Source organism: Alteribacter lacisalsi (genome assembly GCF_003226345.1).
GTDB lineage: Bacteria > Bacillota > Bacilli > Bacillales > Salisediminibacteriaceae > Alteribacter > Alteribacter lacisalsi.
On record NZ_PDOF01000001.1, the window covers coordinates 561,814 to 574,743 of the forward strand.

Here is a 12,930-nt window from a genome sequence, read left to right on the forward strand (position 1 = left end):
TAAAGAGGAGGCATTTACTATGGAAAAGAAATATGTACTGGCTCTCGATCAGGGCACAACGAGTTCCAGAGCGATTTTATTTAACAGGCAGGGAGAAATTGTAGACCAGGCCCAGAAAGAATTTAACCAGATATTTCTAAATCCGGGCTGGGTGGAGCATAACGCCAACGAAATCTGGTCATCCATTCTGGCGGTAATCGCTGAGGTCCTCAGCACAACAGGTGTGTCACCTAAAGAAGTCGCTTCAATCGGGATTACAAACCAGCGTGAAACGACGATCGTGTGGGATAAAGAAACGGGGAGGCCGATCTATCATGCTATTGTCTGGCAGTCACGGCAGACTTCGAAGATTTGTGATGAGCTGAAAAGTCAGGGATATAACGATACTTTCAGAGATAAAACCGGTTTACTGATTGACGCCTACTTTTCCGGTACAAAGGTGAAGTGGATTCTGGATCACGTGGATGGTGCCCGTGAAAAAGCAGACGAAGGGAAGCTTCTCTTCGGGACGGTTGACACCTGGCTGATCTGGAAGCTTTCCGGGGGGAAAGCACACGTAACGGATTACACCAATGCTTCCAGGACGCTCATGTACAATATTTATGATTTGAAGTGGGATGAAGAACTGCTCGACATCCTGACGGTTCCCGAATCGATGCTGCCGGAGGTGAAACCCTCCTCGGAGGTGTATGCGGAAACGGTAAGCTATCATTTTTTTGGCGAGGAAGTGCCGATTGCGGGCGTAGCCGGAGACCAGCAGTCTGCGTTGTTCGGCCAGGCCTGCTATGAAAAAGGGATGGCCAAAAACACCTACGGAACGGGCTGCTTTATGCTGATGAATACAGGAACGACCGCTGTAAAATCTGATCATGGCCTGCTTACAACCATAGCCTGGGGGCTCGACGGAAAAGTGGAATATGCGCTGGAAGGAAGTATCTTTGTGGCAGGATCCGCGATCCAGTGGCTGCGGGACGGTCTGAGGATGTTAAAGTCCGCTGCTGCTTCCGAGCAGTATGCGCTATCTGTGAAATCTTCAGACGGTGTTTATGTGGTCCCGGCGTTTGTCGGGCTGGGAACGCCGTATTGGGACAGTGATGTCAGAGGGGCAATTTTCGGTTTAACGAGAGGAACTGAAAAAGAGCATTTCGTCAGAGCCACATTAGAATCGCTTGCCTATCAGACGAAGGACGTGTTAAACGCCATGGCACAGGACTCCGGGATTGAAGTGAAAACGCTGAGAGTGGACGGTGGAGCCGTGGCCAATAATTTCCTTATGCAGTTTCAGAGCGATATGCTGGATGTACCGGTTCAGCGGCCGACGGTTCAGGAAACAACAGCTTTAGGAGCAGCCTACCTGGCTGGGCTTGCTGTGGGATTCTGGAAGGACCGGGATGAAATTAAACAGAACTGGAAAATCGATCAGACTTTCGAAGCGTCAATGAGCAGTGAGGATCGTGACAAACTCTACGACGGATGGAAAAAAGCAGTGGAAGCCGCAACAGTTTTTAAGCCATGAGCCTGCGGCATAGTCAGCAGAATGGATGCCCGGGCTGAATCAATATGTAAACAAGCACCCTCACATCGTGAAGGTGCTTGTTTTATTTGGCATACTTCACCACTGTTGCAGGATGGCAGGATGCGGCAGTCGAGACAATGATTTTCACTTATAGTGGATCCTAGACTTCCTCCGGTATAAATATATTCCGCAGCACCAGAGTGAACGCGCCTGTCAACATGCCGTCCTTACCGAGAGAGGAGGTGGAGATCTTTGTTTTTTCCATTGTATGGCGGAGAGATCCTTTCTCGACCATCTGTCTGAGTGGGGAGAGAATGAGATCACCGGCTTCAAAGATCCGTCCTTCCAGAATGATTCTCGAAGGGGTGAGAATGTTGATAACGTTGGCAATGGCTATGCCGAGGTATCTGCCGGAATCCTCGAGTGTCTCCACTGCGTGAGGATCTCCTTCTGCTGCAGCCTTGAATACCATTTCGATTGTTAAACTGTTTTCATCCCCTCTGAGCCACTCGGTAAGAATGGTACTTCTGCCCATGCGTATTCCTTTTTTTATCCTGTACAGAATAGCATGTTCGGAAGCGTAGGCTTCGAGGCAGCCGTGATTGCCGCAATGACAGCGGGGGCCGCTTACATCGACAGTTGTGTGCCCGATCTCACCGGCAGCATGATAGGGGCCGCGGAAGATTTTATTATTCAGAACCATCCCGGACCCAACACCGAGGCCCACACTGATACAGATGAAATTAGACACGGCCTGCCCCTGACCGTACCAGCTTTCGGCGAGAGTGAGGGCGCGTACATCATTCTCCACAAAAACAGGTACGGTAAACTCGTGTTCGAGAACTTCTTTTAGCGGAATATTTTCAAGGTTAAGGTGTGGGGCAAATACAGAGATCCCTTTCTCGGTATCCACCAGCCCGTGCATAGCCACGCCGATTCCGACGACGGATTCAGCAGGAGCCTTTTCCAGGCTCAGAACCTGATGAATGTTCTTAGTGATAATCTGCAGAAACTCATCTTTTGAAGGCAGTGTGGTCAACGGCTGATTGACTTCGTGTTTTACTTTTCCGTCCAGTGTTGCAATCACCGTGCGCACCACCTCGGCTGCTCCGTAAACGCCGATCACATAAAAACGGGATGCATTAATGCTTAGCATAATCGGTTTTCTGCCGCCTTTGGATTTACCCAGATCGGCTTCTTCTCTCAGAATCCCTTCCTCAAGAAACTCGCTGACGATTGTGCCGACGGTTGGAGGAGTCAGTTTTGTAATTTTTGCAATCTGCGCTCTCGATATGGGTCCCTGAAGTCGGACGAGATTAAGGATGGCTGTTTTGTTCAGCGATTTCATCCCTTCGAAGCTGCCTGTTTTAGGGATAAATGTCATATTACAAACCTCTATTCTTTTGAAAATCTGCATTGGCGACGTGTCTTCCTTATCATTCTATCAGTCAAATCAGGATGGGGGGAATAGTTATTTCCATGTTCGCCAGATTCGGCCCCACTTGACTTCTGGATCGAAGGCGTACTGATCCTCATCGTATTTTGACATCAGGTACATCATCGAATTGTAGGCAGTCATCGCCATCCAGCCTGCCCAGATCACGATGAAAATGGAAATCACCGTACAGATGATCGTCAAAATGACCATATACAGGACAATGTTGACTGTAAACAGGTAATTTTCCGTCACGAGACGTAGCGCCCTCTTGAGAAGAAGGGCAGGTGAATGAAGCTTCTGTTCCACCATTAAAGGCATGGTATAGAGCAGCAGAAGGTGCCACAGAATCAGAATATAAAGCACAATCATAGCACCGAAATATGTTAGAAAGGTACCCCATTGAAGGAGCAGAAAAAAGTAAACGGCCCCGGGTACGCTTACAAGCAGGTACAGCAGTGTCAGAAGAACCCCTGGCTTCAGATAGAGCCGAAAAGCGTACCAGTAATCCCGGGGTCGGACGGACTTGCCGAGCCGTTTCTGCCTGATCACGTACAAGAGCCCGGCAGTGGCCGGTCCAAGAGTGATTACAGGGAGGATGCTGAGCCACCAGAGAATGGTGGCCCACAGCACAGTACCCAGATTCTGATACGTATCGAAGATGGAACGGTAAAACACAGTCATGGCATGTCTCATAATGAATTATCCTTTAATACCGCTCATCGCAATACCTTTCACGATGAAACGCTGGGCAAAAATAAAGAGAATGACAACCGGCAGCGCCGAGAACAGGGTAGCGGCCATCAATTTGGCGAACTGAATATTAAACTGGCCCTGCATAATGGCAAGACCCACCGGAAGTGTTCTCATATCCGCACTGGTGGTGACGATTAAAGGCCACAGGTAATCGTTCCAGTTCGCCATAAATGTAAAGAGGGCAAGAACGACAAGGGAAGGCTTGGCGAGCGGCAGAATGATTTTCCAGTAGATAAAGAAGCTTGATGCGCCGTCAATTCTGGCGGCTTCCTCCAGTTCATGAGGTATTCCGATAAAGAACTGTCTTAATAAAAAGATGCCGAATACGCTGGCAAGACCGGGAAAGATCATGGCGGCATAGTTGTTTACCCAGCCGAGCGTACTGATGAGACCGTAAAGAGGCACCAGGTTCATCACCGGCGGGATCATCATCGTACCCATCAGGCCCCAGAACAGTACGTCCCGCCCTCTGAATTTAAGTCTGGCAAAGGCGTAGGCAGACATGGAATTAAACAGCAGCATTAAAGCTGTATGAACGGTCGCTATAAAGAAGCTGTTCCAGAACCATCTTAAAATCGGGACATCCTGTCGGAGGAACACATCTACATAGTTCTGAAAGGTAATCGTTTCCGGAATCCAGCGGATCGGCCAGGAGATTGCCTGGCTTTCAGGCTTCAGGGAAGTGGACAGTACCCAAAGCAGCGGCAGAATCCAGAAAAGTGCCATAACACTCAAAAAGATGAAACTGAGCCACTTTGAAGATTTATCTTCTACAGCCATAGTATTTCCTCCTGTCTATTTTTCTCTTGTCATTAATTTAAACTGGATTAAGCTGATGGACAGCAGGATCATCCCGAGTATGACGGACATCGCTGCTGCTAGACCGGCCCGCGGATTTCCACCGGTGAAACCGACCTCGTAGATATAAAGAATTAACACCCGTGTTTCGTATCCCGGTCCACCGCCAGTGGCAAGCTGCGGCTGGGCCATGACGTTAAACGAGGCGAGGGTTGTCATGATCACGACGAAAGCCATCGGCCCCTTGAGACCGGGCAGTGTTACATGGAAAAACTGCTGAATTTTATTGGCTCCGTCAATTTTTGCGGCTTCATATAATTGATCCGGAATCTCACCGAGTCCGGCAAGGAATAAGATCATATTCGTTCCAATTGTCCACCAGATCGTCATAAGTACAAGAGAAATCCATACCCACGGTGCCCGGGTCAGCCAGGGAATCGCATCGAGTCCCAGATAGGCGAGGTAGTAGTTTACCAGTCCGGCGTTTGTATCCAGCATCCAGATCCAGATCAGGACCACTGTTACAACGGACAAAAGACTGGGGGCGTAAAATAATGCACGGAAAAAATTGTGTCCAAAAGGCCTTGTGTTAATTCCGATTGCCAGAAACAAAGGAATAATCACAAGAAAGGGTACAGAGAGAATCACAAATATGAGGGTTGCCCTGAAAGCTGCCCAGAAGTAGTCAAAGAACAGGCTGTCAGTCACCCACAGGATATTGGCGTAATTCTGAAGTCCGACAAAGGTGGCATCGGTGAAAAAGTTCCAGCTGTGAAAGCTGATATAAATACCGTAGAGCGTTGGATAGGCAAGAAAGATAATGAAGAAAAACAAATGTGGTGAAATAAATATCAACGGTGCGTACTTTTCCTTCCAGTCTGTTCTGCCAGGCTTAACCGGCTGGTTCAACGGAATCCCGCCATTTTTTTGTAATTTCATACTCATTCCTCTCCCTAATTTGATAATGAGGAGGGACGATCCCCTCCTCATTATACTCAGGTTATATATACTGATTTCTGACTGTACTAACTAAAACGTCCTTACTGTGCAGCGTCTTCTGCGTTTGCTTCACCTTCACGTGCGGCTCTGTCGAGGGCTTCTGCAGGATCAAGCTGTCCAAGCATGGCTTCATCGACAGCAGGACCGGTCGGCCCCCATGTGTCAGCGTAGAACGGTGTCGCAGGAGGGAAAATGAACGTCTGCTGGGAAGCGTTGTACTGATGCTCCAGCTCTCTGAACTCATCACTCTCAAGGACAGAATAGGAAGCTGGAACCTGTCCGGCTTTTGCCCACTGAAGGCTGTTTTCGGAAACGTATTCAATAAATTTCATGGCCGCTTCCTGTCTTTCAGGATCTTCATCCTGCTGGACAGGGAGAACGAAGTTATGGGATCCTGCCCAGACACCTTCCTCACCGCCGAAGCTTGGAACAGGAGCAGCAGCAAAGTTCAGTCCGTCCTGATCCTCAAAGCCTGCAGTCATCCAGATGCCGTTGAGGTGAAAGGCGCTGTTACCCTGGCGGAACAGTGTGACTTCACCATCCTGCTGGACATCGGAAGGAGATACTTCATGCTCATACACAAGGTCAACCATCTTCTGAAGGGCTTCTTCTCCTTCAGGTGAATTATAAAGGGCTGTCATCCCGTCTTCACTGACAGTATCACCGCCGTGGGAGACAAGGGAGCTGTAAAAAATCATGTTACTTGGCCAGTAAACCGGCATCGCGATTCCGTATGAATCAGTCGCATCCTGCACGGCAAGTGACATTTCAACCAGTTCATCATAGGTCTCCGGCGGCTCGGAATAGCCGGCTTCCTCGAGAAGATCAACATTATAGAACAGGGTCAGCGGGTGAACGTCAAGAGGAATGGCATAACGGCTGTCCTCATAAACCCCTGCATTCCATACTTCCGGAATAAAATCATCTTCTTCCAGACCAACACCTTCAAACAATTCGTCAAGAGGAGTGAGCAGATCATATCTCGCATAGCCTGCAACCTGGTCCAGGTGCATGATGGCAATATCAGGAGCTTCTCCTGCCGTTACAACCGTGCGGTACTGATCATAGAAGTTATCCCATGGCATCGTCTGGGTGCGAACGGCAATTTCACCTTCATTTTCTTCATTGAAGGCTGCGATGATCTGAGCGATGTCTTCACCGTCAGGTCCTGTAAACCCATTCCAGAATTCAAGCGTTATGTCAGCATCGCCGACATCCCCAGGTGTGTCAGTTTCAGCCTGCTCTTCTACTTCCCCATCACCATTACCATTACCATTGTCCTCGCCGCCGGCCTGATCTTCATCTGTAGGCTGGTCTCCACATGCTGCCAGAGCAAGAAGTCCTGCACCAAGTCCGAGCGATAGTAGAAATCTGCTTTTCTTCATCATTGTTTCCCCCTTAAAAGTTTGTATATGGAAGAGTGACGAATCCACTCACAATCCCTGAACCGCATAAAGCGCTTACATTACTCGTGTAAAAAGAAGGCAGATAACGCAGCTGCCAGATAAAACCACTTAGTTAATTTAATTTATTTTCTTAAGCACATCGTAACCTAATCCCCAGGAGGAGGCAAGCGTAATTTTTAAAAAAATATAATAATCTGATAAGTTTCGAGTAAGTTCCGAGGCTCGGATTGCCTCTGAAACCGGGTTATATCCTATTTAACACTCACGTGAAAACGGAGAAAAGAAGATTAGGAAAAGTAAAAAAACAGTTAACAAATGAAAGCGTTTTATGTAAGATGAGTATATGAATTAATTAAATTTATTTATTAACTTTAAAAAGCTGAGGGGGCAGAGAGGATATGAAAAAATTACTGGCAGGAGCAGGTGTGCTTGCTGCCGCAGCGGTTATTGCAGGAGGCATCTATGCTTTCACGAACGACTCAGCACCGTCTGCAGGCCCGGATTACGAAAACCCGGTATTTGAGCCGGTGATTGCCGATCCATCTGTGATCAGAGGGGAAGACGGGTACTTTTACGCATACGGTACGGAAGATAACTGGGGGGATGGTATGGGGAGCCGTGTGGTTCCGATCGTCCGTTCTCAGAATCTCACAGACTGGGACTATGTAGGAGAGGCATTTCAGACAAAGCCGGACTGGAAGGAGGATGGTGGAATCTGGGCACCTGATATCGTTTACTTCAACGATCAGTATTACCTCTATTACTCCCAGTCCACCTGGGGAGATCCGAACCCGGCGATCGGGGTCGCTGTAGCGGATGATCCTGCCGGTCCTTTTGACGATCAGGGGAAACTGTTTGACAGCGAGGAAATTGGTGTTCCCAACTCGATTGACCCTCAGCTGTTTATAAAAGAAGACGGAACACCCTACCTTTTCTGGGGCAGCTGGTACGGGATCTGGGGAATTGAGATTTCAGATGACGGCCTCGACTATGTGGGCGAGAAATTCCAGATTGCCGGCACGGATTTTGAGGCTCCCTACATTATTGAAAGGGATGATTATTTTTACTTCTTTGGATCAAAAGGATCCTGCTGTGAAGGGCAGTTCAGCGAGTACAGAGTGGCCGTTGGCCGATCGGAATCGTTTGACGGCCCGTACCTTGATAAAGACGGAAACGAGTTGAACGACTCAAGCGGTACCGTCATCCTCAGCGGAGGAGAAGGGTTTGCAGGACCGGGGCATAACGCCGTTATTACAGATGACGCGGGGCAGGACTGGATGATCTATCATGCGATTGATAAAGAAACGCCGTGGATTGGCAGCGGTGTGACAAGACGGCCGCTTATGCTGGACCGGATTATCTGGGAAGATGGGTGGCCGCAGATTGAAGGTGGCGTGCCCGGGGAAGGCAGCCAGGAAGGTCCGGCCATTGAGCAGTAACTACTGAAGGGCGGTGTGCTGTATGAAACAGGAAATGGCACCACTGGTCTGGGCTGTGGGAATTGAAAACACCTTTGTGACCCAGATCGAAAGAGGGGAGCGTCCCCTCGATGAATATGAACTGACCCAGCATTATACCTACTGGAAAGAGGATCTTGACCGGGCCAGGGTCTCCGGGGCCACTATGATCCGCTATGGCATTCCGTGGCATAGAATTGAGAAGACGGAGGGGTCATTTGACTGGTCCTGGGTTGATGAGGTTATGGATTATTTTGACCGGAACCGACAGCTGGTTCCAATTATTGATCTGATTCATTATGGTACGCCGCACTGGCTGAAAGGGGAGTTTTTGAACGGGAGATATCCTGAAGCTGTGAGCCGCTACGCAGCAGCATTTGCACGCCGGTACGGACATTTCATCAAATACTATACACCTCTGAATGAACCTTACGTGAATGCAGAGTTCTGCGGGCTCAACGGAGTCTGGCCCCCATACCAGAAAGGGCTTACCGGTTTTTACCGGCTCATTATACAGCTGGGCCGCGGAATCAGAAAGACGGTTGAGAGTGTAAAAAACGCTGTTCCTGATGCTGTTTTTGTTCATGTGGATGCGACAAAAAAATATTTCACCAGAGATCCGCGGCTGATCGAAGAGACGGAACTATGGAATGAAAACAGTCTGATTATGTGGGAGCTTCTGCAGGGCAGAATCACTTCGCATCACCCACTGTACAATTTCATGGTGGACCACGGAACCCGTCCGTGGGAGCTCGAGGAATTTCTTGACTGTCCGGTGGAACCGGACATCGTTGGTGTAAACTACTACCCCCAATTCAGTGTGCACGAAGTCAGACGGGATGAGATGGGCAGTATCATTATGCCTCACGTGCTTGGAAACGAAGAGGATATGAGCGAGATCATCCGTGAATGCTTCCGCCGTTATAAAAAACCGGTTATGATTACCGAAACGAGCTTCAGAGGCTCTGAGTATGAGAGGATCAGCTGGCTTGAGGCAAGTGTGAAAGCGTGCCGCAGTCTCCGCTCGGAAGGCATCCCGGTTACGGGACTTACCTGGTTTCCTTTTATGGACCTGGTGGACTGGGAATACCGCACATCCGGTAAATCGGCAGAAGAGGAGCTTCTCCCGTTCGGGCTATACACGATGACACTCCAGAACGGAGTAATGGTCAGAGAGAAAAACAGTGTGTGCAGCCATTTCGAAGCTTTAGCAGTTGAAAAAGAGAACAAATAATCAAAGGCAGAAAAAATGACAGATACTAATATTGAGAGGGAGTGCGTCAGTATGTCAATTCCACGTTCTGAGTATCCGCGTCCGCAGTTTGTCCGAGAAGATTGGATGAATCTTAATGGAAAGTGGGAGTTTGATTTTGATGATCAGGATCAGGGAGTAGAAAACAGGTGGTTTGAGAGTCATAAGTTTTCCAGAGAGATTACCGTACCGTTCTGTTACGAAAGTGAACTGAGCGGGATCAATGAACAGGATTTCCATGATCGCGTCTGGTACAGACGGGCCTTTACTGTCCCGGGGGAGTGGAGCGGAAAACGCGTCATTCTTCACTTCGGGGCAGTCGACTACCGTGCTCAGGTGTGGGTGAACGGCACGTGCGTGACTTCACATGAAGGCGGGCATGTTCCGTTTCACGCTGATGTTACCACCGAACTGATAAAAGGTGAAAACGAAGTGGTTGTGCGTGTGGAGGATGCGGTACATGATCTGGATCAGCCCCGTGGAAAGCAGTACTGGAAAGAGCGTTCGGAAGGCATTTTTTACACTCGGACGACAGGGATCTGGCAGACCGTCTGGCTTGAGGCAGTAGCCGATTCCCATTTGGAAAAAGTGAAGCTTACTCCTGATATCGACAAGGATGAAATCACCATTGATTACACGGTGAAAAACAGCCGGCCGGGACAGCAGCTCGAAGTCAGCATCAGTTTTGACGGTGAAGCTGTAGCGGAGGATTCAATTAAACTCAACGGCAGCAGAGGCACAAGAAGCATCAGCCTTCATGACTTTCATGTCCACGACGAAGGCCGCCTCTGGAGTCCGGAGCATCCGAACCTTTATGATGTGGTGTTTCGTCTGAAGGAGGATGGACAGGTTACTGATGAGGCGGCAAGCTACTTCGGTATGAGAAAGATTTCGGTTGAAAACGGCGTGGTCATGCTGAACAACCGGCCTTATTACATGAAGCTGGTCCTTGACCAGGGATACTTCCCGCAGGGACTTCTGACCTCGCCTTCCGATGAAGATATTAAAAAAGATGTGGAACTCACAAAGGAGATGGGCTTTAACGGAGCCCGCAAGCACCAGAAAATAGAAGACCCGCGCTATCTTTACTGGACAGACAAGCTCGGTCTTCTTGTCTGGGGGGAAATGGCGAATGCCTACACCTTCACAGACGATGCCGTCCGGCGGATGACTGCCGAATGGCAGGAAGCGATTGAGCGGGATTACAACCACCCCTCCATCGTTGCCTGGGTGCCGGTGAATGAAAGCTGGGGTGTGCCGAAGCTGCTTGCAGACAAGCGCCAGCAGGATCACACGCTTGGCATGTACTACCTTACAAAGTCACTGGACAACACCCGTCTGGTGATGTCAAACGACGGCTGGGAGCATACCAAGTCGGATCTCTGCACGATTCACGATTATGAAAGTGATAAAGAGGTGCTTAAAGAGCGCTACTGTTCGGTTGAATCAATCATGGAATCCACTCCCGGTCACCGTCTAATATATGTACCGGAATACGGCTATCAGGGAGAGCCGATCCAGGTGACCGAGTTTGGCGGTATTGCCTATAAGAAAAGCGACTGGGAGGGCTGGGGCTATTCCGGTGCCACAGATGACGAGGATTTCACCCGCAGGTATTATGCGGTGGTTTCGGCTATGCTTGAGTCCCCGCTGGTCCAGGGCTTCTGCTATACGCAGCTTACAGATGTGGAGCAGGAAATTAACGGACTGCTTACCTACGACCGGGAACCTAAAATTCCGCTCGAAACAATCAGGAAGATCAATGAAGGACGCGATCTTTCCCGATTTTCAACTGAAGGTGAAGAAAAATGACCTATACGAATCCGGTTATTGCCGTAAAGGGAGTCGACCATGGGGACCCGGCCGTTTTAAAATACAACGGCATGTACTATCTCTACCATACGGGGCCCCGTGACGTTCCTGTCTACAAATCATACGATCTTGTACACTGGCAACCCTGCGGCTCGGCACTCAGTGCCTCTGATGAACCGGATCACTGGGCCCAGATTGATCTCTGGGCACCGGAGGTCATTCATGAAAACAGTGTTTTCTACATGTATGTGACAGGTGCCATGAGAAAAGAGGACGGCAGCGCCGATGATGAGATCAGGCATATCGGGGTGGCGAAAAGCCACTCTCCGGAAGGGCCATTCGAGCTTGCGGAGCAGCCCCTGACAGATGAATGGTCCATCGATGCCCACCCATTCAAGGATGAGGACGGCACATGGTATCTGTATTACAACGTCCGCAATGAGACCACCCGGGGGCCGGGTGGGGTAATCGGGACTGGAAATGTGGTCGACCGGATGACCAGCCTGGAGTCGCTGAGTGGCAGTCCAGCTCTGGTGGTAAAGCCGGAGCACGAGTGGGAAGGCAATAAGGAAAACTCTTTTTTCTGGAACGAGGGACCCTTTGTTCTTAAAAAAAACGGCACCTACTACCAGATGTACAGCGCCGGTTTTTTCGGTGATGACACTTACGGGGTGTATTATGCCACCTCCAGAGTCCCGATGGGAAGCGGAGGGATGGACGATACCTCATGGAAAAAATGGGGCAGGGGAAAGCCGATCCTGAAAACCAATGAAGCCTGCCACGGTCCCGGGCACCATGTGGTGGTAAAAGGCCCTGACGGTGTCGAGGACTTTATTGTCTACCACGGCTACGAACCAGGTGAAAATCTCCCGGAACGGAGAGTGCGTCTCGGGCGGCTTTCGTGGGAGGATGATCATATCCTCCTTGAACCGCCTGTAACTGGCGAACTTCCGATGCCCCGGAAGCCGGATTTTGACGGCCGCTTTCTTACTGATCCGGCCCGGATTAATAAAGGCCTTGCTTCCTGTGCCTTTGACGATTACCTGTTTGAAACAAACGTTGCTCTTCCCGGGGGATCATGCAGTGAAGCAGGAGGGTGCCTGGCATATAAAGATGAGAATACCCGACTGGCCTGGGCGCTGAACAGACAAGCGGGGACCTTTACCGTATCTGCCAGGAAAGAGGGGAATGCTGTTTATATAGAGGAATGGCCCCTGCCGGCAGACTTTGACTATGAGGCCTATCATACTGTGCGCGCAGTGGTGAGCGGCGAAAAGGTATCGATCAGAATTGACAGCATAGAGGTGGCGTTTCTATCGTGGAGCACAGGCGGAAAAGCAATGGTTTCCGAAGACAGCTGTGCAGATTACAGAGGCACGATTTTGACCGAGCTGCAACGATGATATTGTTTAACAGGAACTATATTAAATAACTGAACAAAGATTATTGATTGTTACTTTCTAATGAGTGATAATAAAAAAAGGGGGAGCGATATTCCT

Annotated in this window: 10 protein-coding genes; 5 read left to right on the forward strand and 5 right to left on the reverse strand. The window is 49.5% G+C overall.

What is annotated here, in order from left to right; all coding sequences use genetic code 11:
- The first annotated feature begins 19 nt into the window (after positions 1-19).
- Positions 20-1,516: a glycerol kinase GlpK gene (gene glpK / locus CR205_RS02695; protein ID WP_110516680.1), complete on the forward strand. Its 1,497-nt coding sequence runs from the start codon at positions 20-22 to the stop codon at positions 1,514-1,516.
- A gap of 160 nt (positions 1,517-1,676) precedes the next feature.
- On the opposite strand, the gene CR205_RS02700 is transcribed toward glpK, so the two are convergent.
- The 5 genes from CR205_RS02700 to CR205_RS02720 all read right to left on the reverse strand — a co-directional run bounded on the left by CR205_RS02700 (position 1,677) and on the right by CR205_RS02720 (position 6,889).
- Complete coding sequence (locus CR205_RS02700; protein WP_110516682.1) at positions 1,677-2,900, reverse strand: ROK family transcriptional regulator; 1,224 nt, start codon at positions 2,898-2,900, stop codon at positions 1,677-1,679.
- A gap of 87 nt (positions 2,901-2,987) precedes the next feature.
- Entirely contained in the window at positions 2,988-3,647 is a 660-nt protein-coding gene (locus CR205_RS02705; RefSeq protein ID WP_110516684.1) for a DUF624 domain-containing protein, read from the reverse strand.
- Between the two features lie 6 nt (positions 3,648-3,653).
- Positions 3,654-4,487, reverse strand: a complete 834-nt coding sequence (locus CR205_RS02710; protein ID WP_110516686.1) for a carbohydrate ABC transporter permease — start codon at positions 4,485-4,487, stop codon at positions 3,654-3,656.
- A gap of 15 nt (positions 4,488-4,502) precedes the next feature.
- Positions 4,503-5,444, reverse strand: coding sequence for a carbohydrate ABC transporter permease (locus tag CR205_RS02715; protein ID WP_110516688.1), 942 nt, complete (start codon positions 5,442-5,444; stop codon positions 4,503-4,505).
- Positions 5,445-5,545: 101 nt separating this feature from the next.
- Entirely contained in the window at positions 5,546-6,889 is a 1,344-nt protein-coding gene (locus tag CR205_RS02720; protein WP_236634690.1) for an ABC transporter substrate-binding protein, read from the reverse strand.
- Between the two features lie 419 nt (positions 6,890-7,308).
- Between CR205_RS02720 and CR205_RS02725 the strand changes: the two genes are divergently transcribed.
- The 4 genes from CR205_RS02725 to CR205_RS02740 are packed head-to-tail and all read left to right on the forward strand — an operon-like array spanning position 7,309 to position 12,834.
- Positions 7,309-8,349 (forward strand): family 43 glycosylhydrolase, encoded by a 1,041-nt coding sequence (locus CR205_RS02725; RefSeq protein WP_110516692.1) that lies wholly within the window; start codon positions 7,309-7,311, stop codon positions 8,347-8,349.
- 22 nt (positions 8,350-8,371) lie between these two features.
- Positions 8,372-9,601, forward strand: a complete 1,230-nt coding sequence (locus CR205_RS02730) for a family 1 glycosylhydrolase (RefSeq protein ID WP_110516694.1) — start codon at positions 8,372-8,374, stop codon at positions 9,599-9,601.
- Positions 9,602-9,652: 51 nt separating this feature from the next.
- On the forward strand, positions 9,653-11,431 hold the full coding sequence (locus tag CR205_RS02735) for a glycoside hydrolase family 2 protein (protein WP_110516697.1): 1,779 nt from the start codon (positions 9,653-9,655) through the stop codon (positions 11,429-11,431).
- Positions 11,428-12,834, forward strand: a complete 1,407-nt coding sequence (locus tag CR205_RS02740; RefSeq protein ID WP_110516699.1) for a glycoside hydrolase family 43 protein — start codon at positions 11,428-11,430, stop codon at positions 12,832-12,834. The genes CR205_RS02735 and CR205_RS02740 overlap by 4 nt, the downstream gene beginning before the upstream one ends.
- Positions 12,835-12,930 lie beyond the last annotated feature (96 nt).